The organism is Stackebrandtia soli, from assembly GCF_965137155.1.
Classification (GTDB): Bacteria; Actinomycetota; Actinomycetes; order Mycobacteriales; family Micromonosporaceae; genus Stackebrandtia; species Stackebrandtia soli.
Window position 1 is genome coordinate 157888 of sequence record NZ_CBCRZX010000003.1, and the last position, 21511, is coordinate 179398.

General features: G+C 69.1%; 15 protein-coding genes. 10 read left to right on the forward strand and 5 right to left on the reverse strand.

What is annotated here, in order from left to right:
• Positions 1-21: 21 nt before the first annotated feature.
• Positions 22-96 carry a 50S ribosomal protein bL37 gene (locus ACM9NP_RS03105; protein ID WP_415645097.1) on the reverse strand — a complete coding sequence of 25 codons (75 nt, stop codon included), beginning with the start codon at positions 94-96 and terminating at the stop codon, positions 22-24.
• A gap of 299 nt (positions 97-395) precedes the next feature.
• On the opposite strand from ACM9NP_RS03105, the gene ACM9NP_RS03110 reads away from it, so the two are divergent.
• The 3 genes from ACM9NP_RS03110 (at position 396) to ACM9NP_RS03120 (ending at position 2652) form a co-directional block, all read left to right on the forward strand.
• Complete coding sequence (locus ACM9NP_RS03110) at positions 396-602, forward strand: biotin/lipoyl-binding carrier protein (RefSeq protein WP_415645098.1); 207 nt, start codon at positions 396-398, stop codon at positions 600-602.
• Positions 603-793: 191 nt separating this feature from the next.
• Entirely contained in the window at positions 794-1294 is a 501-nt protein-coding gene (locus ACM9NP_RS03115) for a GNAT family N-acetyltransferase (RefSeq protein WP_415645015.1), read from the forward strand.
• 326 nt (positions 1295-1620) lie between these two features.
• Positions 1621-2652 carry an SIS domain-containing protein gene (locus ACM9NP_RS03120; protein ID WP_415645099.1) on the forward strand — a complete coding sequence of 344 codons (1032 nt, stop codon included), beginning with the start codon at positions 1621-1623 and terminating at the stop codon, positions 2650-2652.
• Positions 2653-2698: 46 nt separating this feature from the next.
• Here the strand turns inward: ACM9NP_RS03120 and ACM9NP_RS03125 are convergent, their stop codons facing one another.
• Positions 2699-3688: a hypothetical protein gene (locus ACM9NP_RS03125; protein ID WP_415645016.1), complete on the reverse strand. Its 990-nt coding sequence runs from the start codon at positions 3686-3688 to the stop codon at positions 2699-2701.
• 190 nt (positions 3689-3878) lie between these two features.
• Between ACM9NP_RS03125 and ACM9NP_RS03130 the strand changes: the two genes are divergently transcribed.
• The 4 genes from ACM9NP_RS03130 to ACM9NP_RS03145 all read left to right on the forward strand — a co-directional run bounded on the left by ACM9NP_RS03130 (position 3879) and on the right by ACM9NP_RS03145 (position 10023).
• Positions 3879-5765, forward strand: coding sequence for a hypothetical protein (locus tag ACM9NP_RS03130; RefSeq protein ID WP_415645017.1), 1887 nt, complete (start codon positions 3879-3881; stop codon positions 5763-5765).
• A gap of 33 nt (positions 5766-5798) precedes the next feature.
• Positions 5799-7751, forward strand: a complete 1953-nt coding sequence (locus ACM9NP_RS03135; protein WP_415645018.1) for a HEAT repeat domain-containing protein — start codon at positions 5799-5801, stop codon at positions 7749-7751.
• Positions 7752-7868: 117 nt separating this feature from the next.
• On the forward strand, positions 7869-8882 hold the full coding sequence (locus ACM9NP_RS03140; RefSeq protein ID WP_415645019.1) for an Acg family FMN-binding oxidoreductase: 1014 nt from the start codon (positions 7869-7871) through the stop codon (positions 8880-8882).
• Between the two features lie 532 nt (positions 8883-9414).
• Positions 9415-10023, forward strand: a complete 609-nt coding sequence (locus ACM9NP_RS03145) for a uridine kinase family protein (RefSeq protein WP_415645020.1) — start codon at positions 9415-9417, stop codon at positions 10021-10023.
• 70 nt (positions 10024-10093) lie between these two features.
• On the opposite strand, the gene ACM9NP_RS03150 is transcribed toward ACM9NP_RS03145, so the two are convergent.
• The gene (locus ACM9NP_RS03150; RefSeq protein ID WP_415645021.1) at positions 10094-11461 is read right to left on the reverse strand and encodes a dipeptidase; all 1368 of its coding nucleotides are present in this window, start codon (positions 11459-11461) and stop codon (positions 10094-10096) included.
• Between the two features lie 300 nt (positions 11462-11761).
• Between ACM9NP_RS03150 and ACM9NP_RS03155 the strand changes: the two genes are divergently transcribed.
• Complete coding sequence (locus ACM9NP_RS03155) at positions 11762-12505, forward strand: SURF1 family cytochrome oxidase biogenesis protein (protein WP_415645022.1); 744 nt, start codon at positions 11762-11764, stop codon at positions 12503-12505.
• Positions 12506-12609: 104 nt separating this feature from the next.
• Positions 12610-13974, forward strand: a complete 1365-nt coding sequence (locus tag ACM9NP_RS03160; protein WP_415645023.1) for a cobyrinate a,c-diamide synthase — start codon at positions 12610-12612, stop codon at positions 13972-13974.
• Positions 13975-14076: 102 nt separating this feature from the next.
• On the opposite strand, the gene ACM9NP_RS03165 is transcribed toward ACM9NP_RS03160, so the two are convergent.
• Positions 14077-16191, reverse strand: a complete 2115-nt coding sequence (locus ACM9NP_RS03165; protein WP_415645100.1) for a transglycosylase domain-containing protein — start codon at positions 16189-16191, stop codon at positions 14077-14079.
• 365 nt (positions 16192-16556) lie between these two features.
• Here ACM9NP_RS03165 and cobA point away from each other — a divergent pair, with 365 nt between their 5' ends.
• Positions 16557-17771: a uroporphyrinogen-III C-methyltransferase gene (gene cobA / locus ACM9NP_RS03170; protein ID WP_415645024.1), complete on the forward strand. Its 1215-nt coding sequence runs from the start codon at positions 16557-16559 to the stop codon at positions 17769-17771.
• A 1123-nt stretch (positions 17772-18894) separates the two neighbouring features.
• Here the strand turns inward: cobA and otsB are convergent.
• Positions 18895-21468, reverse strand: a complete 2574-nt coding sequence (gene otsB, locus ACM9NP_RS03175) for a trehalose-phosphatase (RefSeq protein WP_415645025.1) — start codon at positions 21466-21468, stop codon at positions 18895-18897.
• Between the last annotated feature and the right edge of the window lie 43 nt (positions 21469-21511).

The following is a 21511-nucleotide window of genomic DNA, read 5'->3' on the forward strand; positions in this document are numbered from 1 at the left end:
TGCCACCGGCACCCGTTGGCGTTACGCGTTGGGGCGCTTGCCGTGGTTGGCGCCGTTCTTCTTGCGGGAACGACGCTTGCGCGCACGCTTGGCCATGTCTGCCTCCTGCGGTCGATGGGTCTTCAGCCGAGCGTTAACGATACGCACCCCGTTCGAACGCCGGCGGCAGGCGGTCACGGTCTCACTCGGACGCCGATTCGTCGCGCCCTGCGTTTATTGTGGTGAGGCAGTATCCCCGCGAACTGTCCCCCGACCAGCACGGTCACGTACTGTGCCCCGGTACAACGCCGCCGGTCGGCGACGGTGCCTGACGTCATCACCGTCAGGGACGTGACAGCGCGGCACAACGACAGACGAAACAGGAGGCGGCCGTGGCCGAGGAGATCCGCGCAGAGATGGTGGCGAACGTGTGGAAGGTGGTGGCCAAGAAGGGCGACACCATCACCGACGCCGACCCGATCGTGATCTTGGAGTCGATGAAGATGGAGATCCCCGTGCACGCCGAAGACGGCGGGGTCGTGTCTGAGGTCGCCGTCAACGAGGGCGATGTGGTGCAGGAGGGCGACCTGATCGCCGTCATCGAGTTACCGTCCAACGGATGATCATCGTGCCGGGCCGGTGCGGACGCGGGTGTGCGCGTTCGACACCGGCCCNNCNCGCGTCCGCCGACCGACGCTCGGGCCCGTCCGTCCCGTCGGGTGAGCGAGGTCTCGTCGCGCACGGTTTCCTTCGACGTCCGGCGCGCGCATCATTGGGCGCGACCCCCACCCCCGGGTTCGTCGAAAGGACCATGATGGACATTGTCATCCGCCCCGCCGAATCCGACGACTACGCGGCGATCGCGGAGCTGTCGGTCCTCGCCTACGTCGACGACGGCCAGCTCGCCGAAGGTGTGGGCGGGCACTACGCCGCGCGTTTGCGCGACGTGGCCGGCCGGGCGAAGGACGCCTCGCTTCTCGTCGCCGTCGATGTCGACGGGACCGTGCTCGGCTCCGTCGCGATCTGCCTGCCCGGTTCTCCACTGGCGGAGATCAATCGCCCCGGCGAGCTGGAGTTCCGGATGCTCGCGGTTCACCCTGACGCGCAGGGTCGCGGCGTCGGGCGGGCGCTCGCCACCGCGTGCGTGGATCGGGCGCGCGAGTTGGGCAGCCGCGCCGTCGTCATCTGCACGCGCGACGAGGTCGGCAAGCCCGCGCAGGCGATGTACCGGTCGATGGGCTTCACGCGAATCCCCGACCGCGACTGGAACCCGATCGCGAATGTCCAGCTGCTCGCTTGGGAACTCGCCCTGTAACGATCCATGTAGAACTATCCACTATGGCGCAAAGGCGTCGGCCCCCGGTCGACGCCTTTTTCATGCCCCTGTTTCTGGTCGCCCTCGTCCGTCGGCGCGCCCGCGACTCCGCGGTGCTCGGCGCGGTCGTCAGGGCGGATCCCTCCGCGCTTGTCACGAGGATCGCTCCCCGCGACACTGGCGGTTCATGTGTGATCGGAATATGCTTTGATTGCGCATTACCGCGCAAAGCTTGAGCATTGGGAGTAGATATGGCCGAGGAGCGCACGCTCAATCGCACCGCGCCCACGTCGGACGGCATCGCCGAAGTCGCTTTCGGTGCGGGAATGACCGCCGACATCGCGGAGCAGCCCGAGGTGTACGCGCGGCTCGCGGACGAGCAGTCGGGCGCGATCGCCGCCGTCGCCGCCGAGATCGCTCGCGAACGACCCCGCTTCGTCGTCTACACCGCCCGAGGCACCTCCGACCACGCGGCGCTGTACGCGGCGTATCTCACCGAGATCCGACTCGGCATCCCCGCGAGCCTCGCCTCACCGTCGGCCATCACCGTGTTCGGCGCGCGCCCAGACCTGTCGGGCGCGCTCGTCGTCGGGGTGTCCCAGTCGGGCGGCTCGCCCGACATCGCCGAGGTGTTGCGGGTCGGCAAGGAATCGGGCGCCCGCACCCTCGCCGTCACCAACAACGCGGCGTCCCCATTGGCGTCCGTCGCGGATCGACACATCGACGTGTCCGCCGGGCATGAGCGAGCGGTCGCCGCGACGAAGACGTACACCGCTGAGCTGTTGGCCCTGCTCATGCTGATCGAGGGCGTCCGCGCCGGGGACGGCGTCCTGCCGGAGGAGGAGCGTCGCGCCGTCGCCGAGCTCCCCGAACTGGCGCGCGTCGTCCTCGAGGACGACGCCGCGATCCGTGCCGCGCACCGATACCGCTTCGCCGATCGGGTCGTGACGACGGGGCGCGGCTACGCGTACCCGACGGCCCGGGAGGCGGCGCTGAAGTTGATGGAGACGTCCTACCTGCCCGCGTTGGCGTTCTCCGGGGCCGACCTGTTGCACGGCCCGTTGGCGATGACCGACCCGGACGTTCCGGTTCTGGCGGTCGTGGGCAACGGTCCAGGTGGTCAGGCCATGCGTGATGTGTTGGGACGCTTGGGGGAGCGGCGCGCCGACGTCGTCGTCATCGGACCGTCCGATGTGATGGGTTCGGCGTTGCGGGTCGCGTCGCCCGCCGTGGACGAGAGGTACGCTCCCCTGCTGGACATACTTCCGTTGCAGCGCTTGGCACTCGAACTCGCTCTGATCAGGGGCGAGAACCCGGACGCGCCGCGTGGACTGCGCAAGGTGACCCAGACGATGTAGGACGTGGCGGTGGCGCCGTGGAGGTCCGTCCGCGGCGCCACCGTCGTCAGCAGGCTCCCGTTCCCGTCGTCAGGTCGCAGAAACCGGTGCCGGTCTGCCAGGTCAGGCCGCCCCTGGCGTTGCTGCCGAACGGGCGGGACGCGACGACGTCGGTCGACGCCCCCGAGCTCGCCGCGAACCAGTACCGGACTTCGGTTTGCGTACCGTTGACGTCCTGTTTGAACACGTAGAACGGTGCCGCGATCGGAGAGCGCCCGCCACCGGGCTTCGCCCACCAGTTGCTTCCCTGCGCCCGCGCGGGGTCGACGAACAGACAAGCGCGCGTCACGCCGCCGTAGCGGCACTCACGGACCTCGCCGCCGCCGTAGCGGCCCACGCCGTCGACCGTGGTCACGCCGTTGTTGTAGACGCGCCAGAAGATCGTGTCGCAGGCTCCTTCACGGCAGGCGTTCCAGTCGGCCCACGCCGAGGCGCGGGCGGATGGGGCGGTGGCCCCGGCGTTGATTCGTGAACAGAACTTGTTGACGATGAAGGGGACCATCCGGTCGGCGGCGTTGCGGGTGTCCATCGCCTCCATCGCGGTGAAGTCCGTTCCGAGCCCCGCCGAGTCCAACTGCCACATTCCAATGCCGGGGTGGAACCAGAGGCCGGGGGCTCGTCCTTGCGGGTCTCCGAGGGTCGACTGCGTGTCATACCGCGACAGCGTCATCGGCGAGGGGGCCGCACCGCTCGGCGACACCTCGGGCCAGATCATCGCGATGCTCAACGCCGTCGCGTACTTGCGGTCGATCGCGCAGGACGCGTTCGACACCGCGCGTTCGGCCGCCGCGTTGACGTCGGCGAGCGGCTCGGCCCCGAAGTACATGACCGGGGCCGCGGCCGCCTGCGCGGCGTCGGCGAGTTTCAAGTCCAGAACGGATGCCTGGGCGGATATCGTGCCTTCCTCGGCCGTGGCGGGTGCCGCCACGAGCGCGGCGATCAAACCCACCGCGGTCACCACGGACGCCATCAAGGCCGCGCGGCCACGACGAATCATGGTTGGTCCTCTCTCTCGGGGAGCAGCAGGTTAACCCGGTCGGCTTGAGAAGTTCCATAACGGGCGAACGGGGCAAAGGCCGCCAAACGATCGACGGGGTTCGGTGTCTCGATCTCATGGGATTCGCCGTCGTGAGATCGTCGGCCCGACACCGGTCCTCATACTGCCGCGGGCAGTAGCATCATCGCGCATGTGGGACGAAATCGACCGGATCGACTGGGACGCATCGCAACACAATGGTGGGTCCGATGTCGATATTCCCGGTCTGCTGCGCGCGTGTCGGGGTGGAACCGACGCGGTCGACGCGGCGCGGATGCTCGACGACGCCCTGTACCACCAAGGCGGTTGGGTGTGTTCGGCGGCGACCGCGGCGCTGCCGTACCTGGTCGCCGTGGCGTGCGACGAGGGGAGCCCCGTTCGCGTCGGCGTACTCGACCTCATCGACGGACTCGCGCACGAGTCCACCACAGTCGACGAACAGTTCGTCGACACCGCCTGGCCCGCGGCGCTGCGAACCGCGCTACCCCGGCTCATGGGCCTCCTCGACGATCCCGACCTGGGAGTGCGGCGCGGTGCCACCGTCCTCGCTCGGTACCTCGACGGGTCCGAACGCGCGGCAGTCCTGTTGAGCCGGTTGGAAAAGGAGCCCGATGACGCGCTCCGACTCGATGTCGTCATCGGCCTCGGCGAACTGATCGCGGCCCACCCCGGTTCTGCGCCCGACGTCCGCTCAATCCTCAATAGATTGTTCGAAGGGGACGATCTCCAGGCTCGTTTCGCGGCACTGCGCGCGTTGACAGACGCGGACGCGCTTCGACCCGGTGATCACGTTGACGTCGCCGCCGACGCGCTGCTCGCGGCCGACGTGAAGCGGTGGGAGGGCGCGGATTCGGGCGGCGTTCGCGGCCGGATCGCCTTGATCGCGGGGGCGCTGTTCCCGGAAGCCGCCCCCGGCAGCCGTTTCGCTCGTCTCCTGTACGCCGGTGCCGCGGACCCGGACGCACGCCTTCTCGCTCTCGGAACGGCCGCCACCGTCGCCGCGCATTGGCGCTCCCCGACGGACGACCTGCTGCCCATGCTCGGCGACGCGCTCAGCGACGGCGACGCGCGGATACGAGGGGCGGCGTTGCGGCTGATCGCCGGCCTCGGCCCGGAAGCCGAGACACTCCGCGAGCCCGTGACCGCGCTGCTCGACACCGACAGCGACACCAACGCCGGGCACGCGCTCCGCTTTCTGGCGAGGCTCGAGGACGAGGGGGTCGTCCCGATCGTCGCCGACCGCCTTCGACGCGGCGACCATCCGTTCGGCGAGATCGCCGCCGACGTCGCGCTCGCCCCACTCGGAGACTGGGCGCCTCGACTGACACCCGCGCTGCGCGAAGGATTGTCGATCGCCGACGGCACCTGCCATGCCGCCCTGTGCCGGACCGTGATCGCGTGGAACGAGCGAGCCGCGTCGGCGGCTCCCGAACTGGTGGCCGCGCTCGACGGCGCCGACTTTCCCCTCGTCGTCGCCCGCGCGCTGGGCGTGCTCGGCCCCGCAGCGGTCGCTGCCTCCGCTCAACTGGCCGAACGCGCCGACGCCGCCGGGCACGACCGGCTCGTCGCCGCGTGGGCCCATTGGCGCGTCACCGGCGACCCGTCGATCGCGACGCGCGTCCTCGGCGGCGCGCTACAGTCCCCTATGGATGGATCGACCGCCGCCGAGTTTCTCGCCGACCTCGGCCCGACCGGCACCGAACACGCGACGACGGTGCGCGACCTGCTCGCCGACAGCCATCCGGGTTGGGAACGCGCCAATCATGCGTGGGCACTGTGGAGGATTACGGGTGATGGCGAGGTCGCGGCCCCCGCGCTCGGCTCCGTTCTGGTCGGGCTCGACCAGGCCCACGTCGCACCCGTCCACCTCACCGCCGTCGAACGCCTGACCGCCATGCGATCGACGGAGGGCCTCACCCTCGCCACGGCCGCGATCGCCCGAGACGAACGCCTGTCCTGGTACCGCAATCATGAGTCGATCATGGACGATCACGCCGTGCGTGCGGCGATCGCGCGCTGGGCCACCGTCGTCGGCTAGACCATGTCGGACGCGGACATTAGAGTGCGGCGCATGTGGAACGGACTGGACGCGATCGCCTGGGGCGAGCTCCGACACAACTACGGCCCCGCCTCGGACGTGCCGGAACTCCTGCGCCGATGTCGTGCGGACACCGCCGACGACGCCGTCACCGCGTTCAACGAGCTCGACAACAACCTCTACCACCAGGGTGGATGGGTATGCTCGGCGGCAACGGCCGCCCTTCCCTTCCTCGTCGATCTCGTCACGACCCCGGGACATTCGCTGCGTTCCCATGTCCTCCACCTGATCGACGCCTTGGCCGACGAAGCCCGCACCGTCCACGACGACTGGGTCGACCCGGGGTGGCCGACCGCGTGGCGTTCCGCCATCGACGGCTTGCGACCGTTGGCGAACGACGAGGACGCGGAGATTCGGCGACTCGTCACCCGGCTGATGACCTACCTCGTGGGGGACGAGCGGGCGTCCGCGCTCCTCGAGCGGTGGCACTCCGAGACCGAACCCGGCACCCGCCTCGACATCGTCGTCGCTCTCGGCTCCGCGATGAATACTGTGGAAGGTCCGGCGTCGCGTGAGTCGATCATGACGCTTCTCTCAAACTTGTCCACTGGAGATGATCCGCAGTTCCGATTCGCGGCGCTGCGTGCCCGAGTCGAAGCGGGCGGTGTCGCCGAACCGTCGGACACGGAGATCCCCGTCGGGGCGATCCGCGCACCCGACGCGAACCGGTGGGCTCACGCCACGACGGGGGGCGACCACCTCGGCCTCGCGACGACGGCGGCGAAGCTGTTCGACGACGGCGCGGCCCAGATCGCCGTCGTGACCGGTCTCGCCGCCGACGGTGCCACGGTCGAGGTTCGCCGTGCCGCCGCCCACGTCGCCGCCATCGCCACGATGCATCGCCGATCCGTCACCACGTCCCTGTTGCCGACGTTGGGGCGGCTCCTCGCCGATCCCGACGCCGAGTGCAGGGCCCGGGCCCTGCACATGCTCGCGTGCATCGGGGCCGAAGCGGTGGACCACGCCGACGAGGTGACGGCGCTGTTCACGGACGAGGGGCAGTGGCGCCGGACGTCCAACGCCGACATCGCGCTGTGGGCCGCGACGCGGTTCGAGGACCGGAGGTCCCTCCCTTCGCTCACGGAACTGATCACGACCGGTCGGCCCGGTTTCACGCATTCGAACATGTTCTGGGGCGATCGCACCGTCTCCTCGGCCATTCCCGGCCTCACGGACGTGCTCGCGCCGCTTGGCGAGTGGGCCGACGAACTGCTGCCCGCGATCCGTGCCCGCCTGGGCGAACTCGGCGCCGCCGACGAGGCCGAGATCCGCGCGCTCGCGGGTGTTCTGGCCGAATGGGGAGACCGAGCCGCTCCGGCCGTCGGCGAGCTGGCCGCCCTGCTCCCCGTCACGACGGAACCGATCCTGGCCGCGCTCGGCGCGATCGGCCCGGCGGCGTCGGGCGTGACGCTACCGCCGGTCACGGACGTGGAGGGCGACCGGCTGCGGCACCACCTCGCCATCACGCATTACCGGATCAGCGGCGATCCGACGATCGCGCTGGACGTCCTCGGCTCGGCCGTGGACGCCGGCGACCGCTTTGCCGCCGTCGAGTGGCTCGGGGAACTGGGGCAGCCGGCGGGCGGCCACGTCCCCGCGTTGAGCCGCCTCCTCGACGCCGGGGACGAGTGGGGGCGCGCTCGCGCCGCCGCCTCGCTCTGGTCGATCACGGGCGACGCGACCCGCGCGGTGCCCGTGTTGGCGAGCACCTTGGACGGTCTTCGCGACGGCCGTGTCCTTCCCGTCATGAGATTCGCGGTCGGTCGACTCGCGCGGATCGGCTCGGCGGCCGCGCCCGCGGTTCCCCTGGTGCGTGCGTTGGTCGAGGGCGACGAGCGGCTCGCCTACTTCGGTGGTTGGCGGGTCTTCACCGAGGACGAGGCGTTCCGGGCCGCCGCTGATCGATTGTTCGCCGCCGTGGCCTGAGTTCGCCGAGTCCGACGACCGAGCGCGGCACTTAGCGGTGCTTCATCGTCGCTTTCAGTAGTCTGTTGCGGGTGGGGTGCGGGTGACCGGCCCGGACTCCGGACAGGGGGAGGCGAGATGTCGGCCGATTCGAGTGAATCCGTGGAGGTGTTGACCTCGGCGGTGAGTGTCGCGCGGTTCGCGCCGTCGGTTCACAACACGCAGCCGTGGCGCTGGGAGATCACGATGGGGGCGTTGGAGCTGTTCGCCGACACGCGGCGTCAGTTGCGGCTCAGCGACCCGGACGGTCGTCTGCTGACATTCAGCTGCGGAGCGGCCCTGCATCATGCTCGGAAGGCTTTGGAGGCGCAGGGTTATCCGAATCCGGCCGTGTCTCGGGCTCGGGGCCGGACCGTCACCTCGGCCGACCCGCTGGCCCGGATCGCGCTCGGAGAGCGTGGTGAGTCGACGGAGGAGGGGATACAGGCGTTGCGCCTCATGATGTATCGCCACACCGACCGGTGGCCGGTCCTGGACGAGCCGGTTCCGACGGAGACGTTGGAGCGTCTGTCGGACACCGCCGAGTCGGAGGGCGCGCACTTTCACGTGCTGTCCGACGCCGACGTGATGACTCTGTCGGCGATCACGAACGAGGCGCAGCGGATCATCTCGGCCGACGCGAAGCGGCTCGACGAGATCAACGAGTGGTCGGGAGCGAGTCGTTCGGGGGTGGGTGTCCCCGAGGAGGCCGTCAACCCGGAGCCGGGGCATGTTCGGGTCGCACCACGTCGTTTCGGGCGGGCACGGCCGACACATCCGTCCGATGTCACCGATGAGCCTGATAACGACAATTCCGCCGTCTACGGTGTCGTTTTCGCGACCTCGGACGACGTCCCGGCGTGGCTGCGCTCCGGTGAGGCGCTGTCGGCGTTGTGGCTGGTGGCGACCGAGCTCGGCCTGTCCGTGGAGCCCTTCAGCGAACCGATCGAAGTGGACGCGACGCGGGAGCGGCTCGCGGGTCTGTTGTCGGGAATCGGTTACCCGATGTTGGTGTTGCGGATTGGTTGGGCGCACAGTCCCGGCTTCACTCCGCCTGCCACGCCTCGGTTGTCGCTGGAGGAGATCCTGCACCGTGCGGGGGAGGACGGGTAGCGGAGCCCTGAGCGAGCGCGGAACTCCACATCCCGTTGCGCGACCGCCAGGCGCCGCCTCGTGGCGTCGTCGGAGCACCCGCATCGCGCCGCGGCACGTCAAAGGTGCCGAACACCGAGGAACCGCTCCGCCTGGTCGGGTGACACCCTCGGTCCGCGCCTCGCGCGACCTGCGGCAACGACGATCCAACCCCTGGTCGTGATGACCGTCGGCCGCGACATCGCGTGCGGGTGGGGCCATGCAAACATTGTGGACTGGATCGGGATCGGTTTGATATCCCCAATGGATCGAAATGGTGGCGTCACCATGGCTTTGGGTGACGGTCCGAATCTTCCCGACGGTGGCCGGCTTGGCATTGGAGGTGTAAGGAAACCCTTGGGCGCGTGTGGATCGGGTGAACACAGGCGAAGTGCCCAGGGTGCTTTGGCAGTGGGCACCCTGGGCACTTCGAATTTCTTGCTGACCCATATAAAGAGATATCGGCTTGCGTCGAGGGGTGTCAACCCGCGACGGGTGTTGTTATCGGAGTGTTATGAGAATTGAGTCCTATGCGACCGTGGTATCGGCGATCGTCGAGCGGCCCCCGCGTCTCGGCGCCACGAGGCTCGTCGCCGTCGACGGCCGTTCGGGCAGCGGCAAATCCACATTCGCCAGGCGACTGGCCGAACGCGTTAGTGCGGCCGGGCATGTCGTGGCCATTGTGCATACCGACGACCTGCTGATCGGCTGGGAGCATCCGCTCGAAGTCGGGCCTCGCCTGTCGTCCGCGGTCCTGGGGCCGATATCGCGTGGTGAGGCCGCCCGCTTTCGCGCCTACGATTGGGAACGCGGGGAAATGGCCGATGATTTCGTCTCCGTCGATCCACCCGACATATTGATTATGGAGGGTGTTTCATCTGCCCGGCGAGAATGGAATCCACTGTTGACATTCAATGTATTCATATATGCCGACGCCAATGCCGCGTTGGGGCGGGTGCTCGATCGCGACGGCATGGACGTCCGCGATCGAATGACCGTGTGGCAGTCCCAGGAGGACGGCTACTTCGCGGACGACGATCCGCGTTCGAGGGCCGACCGGGTGGTCGACGGGGTCTCCTCGCTCCCGCCGGACGCCGTCGACGGGATGGTGCTTCTCGGCTGATCCCTCCATCCACTGTGCTGACAGTGTGGACGGATCGCGGGCGGGGCNGTCGCGACCCCGCCCGCGACGATCACGCCGACGGCTTCAACTGGGCGACCTTCTGCAACAGCAGGGCCTCCGCGTGGCACACCCGGGCGAACTCCTCCAGGTGCAGGCTCTCGTTGGGGCCGTGGGCACGCGCGTCCGGATCCTCGACGCCCGTCACCAGGATCGCGGCGTTCGGGAAGAGCTCCTGGAACGTCGCGATGAACGGGATCGAACCGCCCACGCCCATGTCGACGGGCTCGGTGCCGTCCCACGCCTCCGCGAACGCGGCCCGCGCGGCGTCGTACGCCGGTCCCCGCGCGTCGATGACGCACGGGTTGCCGCCCTGGTCGAGCGTCACCGACACCTGCGCCCCCCACGGCACGTTCTTCTCCAGGTGGGCCTTGACGGCCGCGAACGCGCTGACGTCGTCGTCTCCCGGCGCGAGCCGGACGCTGACCTTGGCGCGGGCGCTCGGCTGCAACGCGTTCGCCGCTTCGCGGGCGCCCGGGGCGTCGACTCCGAGGACCGTCGCGGTCGGCTTCGTCCAGATCCGTTCCACGATGCGGCCCGTCCCGATGAACTCGACGCCGTCGAGCATCCCGGCCTCAGCGCGCAGTCGCTCCGTCGGCATGTCCAACGGCGCGGCCGTTCCGCGCACGAGCCCGTCGATCGCGACGTCGCCGTTCTCGTCGTGCAGCGTCGCCAGCAGTCGGCACAGCGCCGTCAACGCGTCGGGGACCGGGCCACCGAACATGCCGGAGTGGACGGCCTGCTTGAGGGTCTTGACCTCGACGTAGACGTTCACCAGGCCCCGCAGCGACGTCGTCAAGGCGGGATGCCCGATGTCCCAGTTCCCCGAGTCGGCGATGACGATGACGTCGGACGCCAACAGGTCACGATGTTCGGCGATGATGTTCTCGAGTGAGTCCGAGCCGTACTCCTCCTCGCCCTCGACGAAAACGGTGACGCCCACGGGGAGGTCGTCCCCGAACGCGCGCAACGCGGCGACGTGAGCCATGATGCCCGCCTTGTCGTCGGCGCAACCGCGCCCGAACAGGCGACCGTCCCGCTCGACCGGTTCGAACGGGTCGTCCTGCTCCCAGTTCGCCGGATCACCGGCGGGTTGCACGTCGTGGTGCGCGTACAACAGGACCGTCGGAGCTCCCGGCGGAGCCGGTTTACGCCCGATCACGGCGGGCTGGCCGGGTTTCCCGGTCGGGCCGACACCGGTGACGATCCGCACATCCGGCATTCCGGCACCGCGCAACAACTCGGCGACGGCCTCCGCGCTCGCGGCGACATGTGAGTGGTCGAAACCCTCGAAAGCGACGGACGGTATGCGCACCAAGCGTTCCAGGTCGGCACGGACACCAGGCAGGACGGCCTCGACGGCAGCGTGAAGATCAGACATGCGGCCATCGTAGAGGCTGCCCCGGCACTTCCGGTCGTGCGAGGCGCGGCTCAGGACGTCGGCCCGCTGGACGGGGAGGGGCGTGGACGCCCTCGCGCGCGGGAGCGGCTCCGGAACTCCCGCACACGAGGGCGCGTCCGCTTCTACGATTCGACCTTCGCGTCCGGTTCGCCGGTGAATGGGCCAGACTCGCAACCCGAGGGCACCGCTCCGCCGCTCGCGTGGCTGCACCGCGAGACGCGGAGTACAGCCGACCGCCGCGCCCGTCACGATCCCGATCGACCTTCTAGACTGGCCGCCGTGACAGCCCGATTCCGACCCCTGATGTCGCTGCGCTGGCTCGGACTCACCGCGCTGGCGCTCGTGCTGATCGCCGTGTGCGCGTTCCTCGGCACGTGGCAGTACGACCGCTACGAGGCGCGCGCCGCCGTCAACGACCGGATGGTCGAGGCTCAGCACGACGAGTCCCCGGCGGACGTCACGAGCGTTGTCGACGTCGAGGAACCCCCCGCCTCCGACGCCGCGTGGACCCGCGTCACCGCCACCGGATACTTCGATGAGGACGGTCAGATCCTCATCCGCAACCGCAGCGTCAACGGCAAGACGGGCTACGAGGTCGTGACCCCCCTGATCCTGGACGACGGCCGTGCCGTCCTCGTCAATCGAGGGTGGATTCCACCCTCCACCGAGGGCGCGCTCGCCGTCCCCGAGGTTCCGTCGGCCCCGGCCGGGGAGATCACGATCTCCGGCACCGTCCACCCGTCCGAGGGCGAACGCGGCGAGATCAACACTGTCGAGGGCGTGACACAGGCGCGGTCCATCAACATCGACTTGATCGCGGGGACCCTCTCGTACCCCGTGCTCGCCGGGTTCATCACCGACGACGACCCGGGCGACGGCCTCGTCGGGATCCCCGTCGTCGCCGAACGCTCCTGGCAGAACTTCGCGTACGCCTACCAGTGGTGGTTGTTCGCCGCGATGATCCCGGTCGGCCTCTTCGTGTTGGCGCGAAGGGACATCCGGACGGTGGCGCCCGCCCAGTAGGTTGGTCGCGACGGGCCGCCCCGGCAGTGGACGGCGGGTTGCGTCACCCCACGATCCGGCACTCGGGCTGGACTCTCCACTGTGAATCCATAAAGGAGTCAGGAATGACCGATGTGCCACGCCTCGTCATCTCGGCGCCGTCGTCCGGCCACGGCAAGACCGCCGTCGCCGTCGGGCTGCTCGCCGCGTTGACCGCGCGAGAGCTGTCGGCGTCCGCGTTCAAGATCGGCCCGGACTACGCCGACGCCGCCTACCTGGGGATGGCGTGCGGAAAGACCGGCCGCAACCTCGATCCCCGCCTCACCTCCCACTCGCTCGTTCCCGACCTGTTCGTCCACGGCAGCGCGGGCAGTGACATCGCCGTCGTTGAAGGCGCTCTCGGTCTGTACGACGGAATCTCCGGCGTCGCGGGCTCCCAGACGACCGCCCAACTCGCGCAACACCTCCGCGCGCCCGTCGTCCTCGTCGTCGACGCCGCCCTCACCGGGCAGTCGGTCGCCGCGCTCGTACACGGCTTCAAGACGTACGACAGCCTCGTGTGGCTCGCCGGCGTGATCCTCACCCGCGTGGCGTCCGATCGCCACGAAGAGGTCCTCCGTCAAGCACTCGACCGCATCGACGTGCCCGTCCTCGGCGCGCTGCGCAAATCCGACCTCGTGTCGCTGCCCCCGCGCCACCACGGCATGGTCCCGACGGCCGACCGCGCGCCCGAAGCGGTCCGCGCCGTCCGCCGCCTCGGCGAGACGATCCTCGACACCGTCGACATCGACCGTCTCCTGTCGATGGCCCGCTCCGCCCCGCGATTGTCGGCGACCCCTTGGGACCCCGCCGACGTGCTCGCCACCGCCGGACACACGCCCCGCCCCGGCCCGAAACCGCTCGTCGCCGTCGCCGGAGGCAGCTTCTTCACCTACTCGTACACCGAGAACATCGAACTCCTGCAAGCCGCCGGCGCCGACATCGCCGTCGTCGACCCGCTCCGCGACACGAAACTGCCCGACGGAGCCCAGGGCCTCGTGTTCGGTGGCGGCTTCCCCGAGTGGTACGTCGAAGAACTCGCCGGAAACGTCGACATGGAACGGGACATGGCCGCGCTCGCCAACGCCGGCGCGCCCATCGCCGCCGAATCCGCCGGGCTCGTGTGGCTCGCGGAAGAACTCGACGGCCGACCCATGGGCGCGGTCCTCGCCGCCGCCGCCAAGAGCACCGATCAGACGGTCCTCGGCTACCGCGACGCCACCGCCTACTCGACGAGCGTCCTCATGCGGGCGGGGGAGACGATCACCGGACACCAACATCATCGGACCGTTGTCTCCCCGCGCGCCGGCGACCACCCCGCCTGGTCATGGCTCGGCGGACGGACCGAGGGCTACGTCGAGCGCGGAGTCCACGCGTCCTACCTCAATTTGAACTGGGCCGCCCTGCCCGTGATGGCGTCACGTTTCGTCGGCCGAGTTCTCCGAAGCTGACGCGCTCGGCCGCGGCCCCGTCCCGAACGGACGGCCCCGCCGCCCGACCCCGAACGCGACGACGGCCGAGGCGTCCGCCCCGGCCGTCCCGCCACCGCTACCTCACTTATGGACGATTTTGCCGCTTGGCGGCGTGAAGTCCTTCTTCGGTTGGTCCTTCAACACTTCCGTGATCGCCTTGGCGACCGCGTCGATCGGTTTCTGCGAGTTCCCGTCACCCACCGCGTTGAACGGATTGTCCGGGTCCGCGATGAACGACGCCGCCGCCAACTGAGGAGTGAAACCGACGAACCACGCCGCCCGCGTCGAGTCCGTCGTACCGGTCTTGCCCGCGACCGGACGATCCACCTGCTTGTACACGCCCGGCGCCGTCGACCACGGGCCGCAGCCGCCCTTCGCCGCCTTGTACCCCGTCACGCACCTGGCCGCGTCAGTCGCCGCGCGCGCCACTTGCTCGTCGATCTCCTGCCGACAGTTCGGCGCGGTCTCCGTCATCTCCTGACCCGTCGAATCCATCGCCTTCAAGATCGGCGTCGGCCGACAGAACTTGCCGTCCGCAGCGAGAGTCGCATACGCCCCCGCCATCTCCAACGGCGTCGTGTCGGCCACCCCCAGCGTGAACGCGCCCCAACCCTCGGACCGTTCCGGGTCCGCGTAGTACTGGTCGGTGTCGCTGCGCCACTGCAGACCAAGGCGTTCGGCCATCTTCACGACCTTGTCGGCGCCGACCCGCTGGATCAACTGCGCGAAGTACGTGTTCACCGACATTCCGAAGCCGGACCACATCGTCCGGAGGCCCGCCATCGAACCCGACGCGTTCGACGGACACCACACGCCACCGCACGACGCCGGACCGGACGCCACCGGGTACTTCGTCGCCACCCGGTGCGGCGAGTTGATCTGCGTGTCCAACGGCATGCCCGCCTCCAAGGCGGCGAGCATCGTGAACATCTTGAACGTCGAACCCGCCTGGTACCCGGCCATCTCGCCGCCGCCCATGAGCGCGTTCACCGTGTTCGGGTAACTGCCCTTCACGCCCTTCGAACTCGCGACCGGGTGCGAGTGAATCCCGTTCGCCGACTGATCCAGCTCGAAGTTCCGGTTCACCGCCATCGCCTTGACCCGACCCGTTCCCGGCTCCACCGCGACCGTTCCCAACGCGAACTGCGAACCCTTCGCCTGCGTCTTGTTCGTGTGCGCCTGCAACTCCTTCTGCGCCGCCGGGTCGATCGACGTGATGATCGTGTACCCGCCGCGACGCAGATCGTTCTCCCGGTCCAACGGCGTTTTCCCGAACTGCGGCTGCGCACGCCACCAGTGCCGCACGTAATCGCAGAAGAAGCCGTACGTCATGACCTCGGCCGACAAGTCCATGCACGAGTTCGTCGGCTGCGAAAGGTTCAGCTTGATCGGCTTGTCCTTCGTCTTCTCCGCCTGCTCCGCCGTGATGTACCCGAGAGACTCCATCCGGTCCAACACCCAGTTACGCCGGTCCGTCGCCTCCGTCTTGTCACTCGCCGCCGGGTCGTACGCCGACGGCGCCTGCACCAGACCGGCCAACGTCGCCGCCTCCGTCAACGTCAGATCACCCGGCGCCTTCGAGAAGTACACGAACGACGCGGCATAGATCCCGTACGCGCGATGCCCGAAATAGACGTCGTTGAGGTAGCGCTCCATGATCTCCTCCTTGGAGAGCTGCTCCTCCACCGCCATCGCCAGCCGCATCTCGCGCAGCTTCCGCGACGGCGTCTGCTCCGTCACCGAGAGGATCTCCTCGACACTGTCGGCGTTCTGCCGCAGCGCCCCACGCACGTACTGCATCGTCAACGTCGACGCGCCCTGCTCCACCTGGCCGCTGCTCTGGTTCGCCGCAATCGCGCGGACGATGCCCTTCATGTCCACCCCATTGTGGTCGTAGAACCGGGCGTCCTCCGCCGCGACGATCGCGTGCCGCATCACCGGCGACACGTCGTCCAACGGCACGTTCCGTCGAAACTCGTCAAAGAACTGCGAGATCAGCGTCGTCCCATCAGCCGCGTAGACATACGTCGTCTGCGGCGGCGTCGACTCGCCGATCGTCACCGACAACCGGTCGATCGCGTCGACACCCGCCTTCAACGACAGGCCACCGGCCGCCGCGAGCGGAAACACCAAGCCCGCCACGACCAAGCCGACCAAGACCCCGATCTTCAACATCGCCCGTGTCGACCGCGCCATCGACTGGAACACTCCACCGACACGTCGCCCCGCCTGCTTCCACCCCATGCCCACGACGGTAAGGCAACGACCCGCACCAAGCGGCCGATTCCCAACACGAACGGCACCACGCCTCCACGACGACGACCATCATCCCCGACGGCCACGACCCCCATCGGCCTTTGTCGGCAGTCCCGTCAGCCGGCGGATCGACTGCGGCGGACCGTGAACGCCCGGCGACGTCGGACCGTTCGCATGCGACACCGGCGTGCGGGCGATCCCGTACCGCACAGCATGACGCCCACATACTCGCCTCGCACGACCTGCGACAACGGGACGACCTCTAATCTGGCAGCCAGCAACCGAACGCGAGAAGAGGACCCGCCATGTACCCCCTGGGGCTGCGACTATCCGAACGCGACGTCCTCGTCGTCGGCGGCGGCAACGTCGCCCACCGCCGCGTCCCCCGCCTCATCGACGCCGGAGCCCGCGTCCACCTCGTCGCCCCGACCGTCCACATCTCGCTCGAAGCCCTCGCCGACGCCGGAGCCATCACCTGGCACCGCCGCGGCTACCAATCCTCCGATATGGACGGAAAGTGGCTCGCGCTCGCCGCCGCCGACGACCCGACCGTCAACATCACCGTCAGCGCCGACGCCGACGACCACCGCGTCTTCTGCGTCCGCGCCGACGACGCCGACGCCGCCACCGCCTGGACCCCCGCCGTCGCCCGCTCCGGCCGCCTCACCGTCGCGTGCTTCGCCGACGCCGACCCCCGACGGTCCGCCGCGCTCGCCGCCGACATCGCCGACCGCCTCGACACGGGCGAACTCGCCGCACCCGTCCACCGCCCACGCCCCGGCGACGCCACCGGCACCGTCACCCTCGTCGGCGCCGGCCCCGGCGACCCCGAACTCATCACCGTCGCGGGACACCGCGCGCTCCGCCGCGCCGACGTCGTCGTCACCGACCGACTCGGCCCCGCCGCCCTCCTCGAAGACCTCCCACCACACGTCGACATCGTCGACGTCGGAAAGATCCCGTACGGCCGCCAAGCCACCCAGGACGACATCATCGACACGATGATCGACGCCGCCCGCGACGGGAAGACCGTCGTCCGACTCAAAGGCGGCGACGGCTTCGTATTCGGACGCGGCGGCGAAGAACTCGACGCACTCGTGGCCGCCGGGCTGCCCGTCCACGTCATCCCCGGCGTCAGCAGCGGCATCGCCGCCCCGGCGCTCGCGGGCATTCCCGTCACCGAACGCGGCATCGTCCACGACTTCACCGTCGTCAGCGGCCACCTCGCGCCCGGCGACCCCGCCGGACTCGTCAACTGGGACGCGCTCGGGCGTTCGACGGGAACGCTCGTCCTGCTGATGGCGGTTCGCCACCTGCGCGCGATCACGTCGACGCTCATCGAATCGGGACGCGACCCCCGGCTGCCCGCCGTCGCGATCATGGACGCCAGCACGACCAGGCAGCGCGTCGTCCGGTCGACGCTCGGCGTGATAGCGGAGGTGCCGGACGTGACGGCGCCCGCGGTCGTCGTCATCGGCGAAGTCGCCCGTGAACGCGGGGCCGGGTCAGTTAACCAGTGACGGGCACAGCATTCGACGTGCAGTTTCGAGTACGGGTTCCGGCGGTCACGGCGGTTCCAACGCCCCATGTGGATGTCGACGCAACAGTGCGTGCCGGGATATCGGGCCAGCTCCGCCGGGCATTCCTCGACGAGCTGACGGACCGAGCGGCTCTGGAGTTCGTAGGCGCGGCGGCTTCCGGTCAGGAACAGCGTCTCGGCGGTGATCGACCAACGGAGGTGGTCGCGGAAGTCGTGACGGTCCCGCCGCGCGTAGTCCTCGCCGGTCATCGACGGGAACGCGCGGACGGGCATGGTCACCTTGTGGCTCTTCGCGGCGGACAGGCGCGTCCGCACCTGCTTCCATCGTGACACCGGGAAACCCAGGCTGTGGTGCAGCAGCACCAGGTCGAGTTTCGGGCCGCCCCAGTCCTCACCGCAGTTCGATTCGCTGGAACGCAACGGCAGGTACACCAGGCTGTTGGGTGAGCGCGTGGCCAACCACCAGGCGATCGCGAGTTCCATCGTGGCGGTCTTGTCGACCGAGAGTTCCACCCCGAACCGGCTCGCGTACAGCGACGTGTGCGCGCTCGGACGTTCGGGTCGGATGACGCGGTATCGGTTCCCGCCCAGTCGTACGTCACTGACGAGGGTCCGCCATTCGCGTCCTTCCAACCGCACCGTTCTCCCCTTCTTCGCTCACGGATCGTCGCCGACAGTGTAGGAAGTGGCGCAACGCGTGTCGGGTGCGAGCCGCATGGGCCTTCCGCGACCCGGACGCGATCCGTCCCGGTCCGCGTGGTGCGGGTCGTCGAGGGCGCGCGTACGCGATGACGACACCATTGGCTGAAGTCGACTTCAGCCCGCTTTAGCGTGGCTTCAGCACTCCATGGGTAGTCTCCGACTTAGGGGAGGAGGCTGGAGGCCCCCGAGATATACCATAAGGGACTATTGTCGGTTACAGTCATTGCCGCCCAACATGATTCGCGATCGAAGACGTCCAGGATGGGCGGGCTCATCGTGAGTCGATCGACTGCGTGGCCATCCTCCGGCGATCCTTTCCGGGCGCAGCGCCCTGGAACGACGACGGGCCGCCCTGGAGCGGAGGCTCCACGGGCGGCCCGACAGTGAACGGGGCGAACGGCTCAGTGCCGGTCGAGTTTGTCCAACAGCAACGCGCAACGGATCAGACCGAGGTGCGAGTACGCCTGCGGGTGGTTGCCGAGCGCGCGTTCCGCGACCGGGTCCCACTCCTCGGCGAGCAGCCCCGTCGGTCCCGCGCAGTCGAGGATCTGTTGGTACAGCTCCTCGGCGTCACCGACACGTCCAATGAGGATGTACGCTTCGGCGAGCCACGCGGCGCACAGGATGAAGCCGCCCTCCTCGCCGGGGAGGCCGTCGTCACGGTGGTACCGATACACGGTCGGCCCCGACCGCAGCTCCGCCTCGACGGCGTTCACGGTGGCGATGAAGCGCGGGTCGTCCGTGGGGAGCAACCCGCACATGCCGATCCACAGCGACGCGGCGTCCAGGTCGGCGTCACCGTAGGCCGCGGTGTACGCGCCCACCTCGGCGTTCCAGCCCTGCTCGATGACGTTCTCCGCGATCGCCTCGCGCAGCGTCTCCCACGAGCCCTTCCGCGCCATGCCGTACTTGTCGGCGAGATAGATCGCCTTGTCGATCGTCAGCCAACACATGACCTTCGAGTAGACGTGGTGCCGCGGTTGCTGCCGCGCCTCCCACAGGCCGTGGTCGGGTTCGTGCCAGCGACGTTCCACGGCGTCGGCCATCGCCGTCACCACGGACGCCTCGAACTCGGTGAGACTGCCTCGGCGGTCGGCGACCCCGGCGACGAGATCCGCGACCGGTCCGAACACGTCGAGCTGGACTTGCCGGTTCGCGGCGTTCGACACGCGGACGGGGCGCGAGCCGGCGTAGCCGGGCAGTGTGTCGATGACGGCTTCGGGCCCGAGCGGCAGACCGTCGATGGCGTACAGCGGTGCGAGCCGTTCGGGGTGCCCGCCGGTGCGCTCGACGACGCCCGCGACCCAACCGAAGAAGTTCTCCGCCTCGTAGAGCGAACCGAGATCGACGAGCGCCCGCGCCGTCATCGACGCGTCGCGAAGCCAACAGAAGCGGTAGTCCCAGTTGCGCACGCCGCCCAGGTGTTCGGGCAGGGACGTCGTCGCGGCGGCGAGGATGCCGCCCGTCGGTTCGTGGCACAGACCGCGCAGCGTGAGGGCGCTGCGCGCGACCATGTCCGCTTCGCGTTCGGGCAGGGTCAGGGTCGAGACCCAATCGACCCGCGGGCGTTCCGTGGCCTCCCAGCGGTCGGCGACGCTGGTGGCGGTCGCCGACACGTCGTTCGTGCCGCAGCGGAACTCGAGGTCCAGCGAGCCGTCGATGGTGGAGAGGTCGATCGTGGCGCGCGCGGTGTCCTGGCCGCCGTCGGTGGTGATCTGCCATTCGACGCCGGGGGAGCGCAGCGCCATGGGCTCGTTGTCGCCCAGGACGAGCAGACCGTCGTCGATGGGCTGCAGGCGCACCTGAAGTTGTCCGAAGTCGGGACGGGGGGCGAATTCGATGTCGACCGGCACGCGGCCCGACAACCGTCGGACCAGGACGGTCGGGTGTGGGTCGTCGGCCTGGAGCGAGGTCGAGTCGAGCCAGTCGGCGACGGTCAACCCGGCCCACCGCGTCTCGACCGTCATCGTGTCCTTGACGTAACGCTGCCCGAGTGTCATGCCCCCGTTGACGGGCTTCACCGAGAAGTATCCGGCCGCGGGGCCGCCGAGCAGGTCCGCGAACACGGCTCCGGAGTCGGGGCGGGGGTGGCACAACCAGGTGATGCGCGCGTCCGGCGTCACGAGCGCGCTGTTGGCGCCGTCGGCGAGCATCGAGTGACGTTCGATCGGCACCGCCGCCCCACCGAGCAGCCAGGTGCGGCGGGTCTCCAGCAGGATCGCGAGCAACTGCGCGACTTCTTGCGGGTCTCCCAAACGGTGCGCCGCGCGGGTGTCGCCGTTGCCGACGCGAATGCCGACATCGGGGCCGTGCAGATGCGCGAAGGCGTTCTCGTCGGTGATGTCATCGCCGATGAAAAGGACGGCGGACGCGCCGAGCTGCTGCCGCAACGAGTCCAGGGCGTCACCCTTGTGAGTGGTCACGACCGACAGGTCGAGGACCTCTTTGCCTTGGGTCAGTTGGACTCCGGACCACGTCGCCGGGCCGCTCAACACGGAGTCCACGACGGCCTCGGTGACGGTCGCGTCCGCCTCCCGCGTGTGTACCGCGGCGCCCGCCGGTTTGTGCTCGACGCGGGTGCCGGGGTGCGTCGACGCGATCGACGCCAACGTCTCGACGAGCTTCGTCCGCAGCGCGATCTGTTCGTCGGACAGGTCGTGAGTGAACCCGATGTCGAATTCCGAACCGTGCGAGCCGACGAGGTGCACTTCGCCGGGCAGACGCGACAGCGCCGCCAGATCGCGCAGCGCCCGGCCCGAGATCACCGAGACCTTCGTCTGCGGGAGGTTCGCCAGCGCCCGCAACGCCGTCACCGATTCCGGGATCGGCACGGCCTTGGTCGGATCGGTGACGATCGGCGCGAGTGTGCCGTCGTAGTCACAGGCGATCAACAATTGCGGTACTCGCGCGAGCCGATTCAACGCCGATCGCAGTTGTGGATCGAACGTGGCGGACGTCGAGACGTTATGGGTCATTGACTGGTTCCCAGGACTCTGCATGCCATAGTGATGGCGCGGT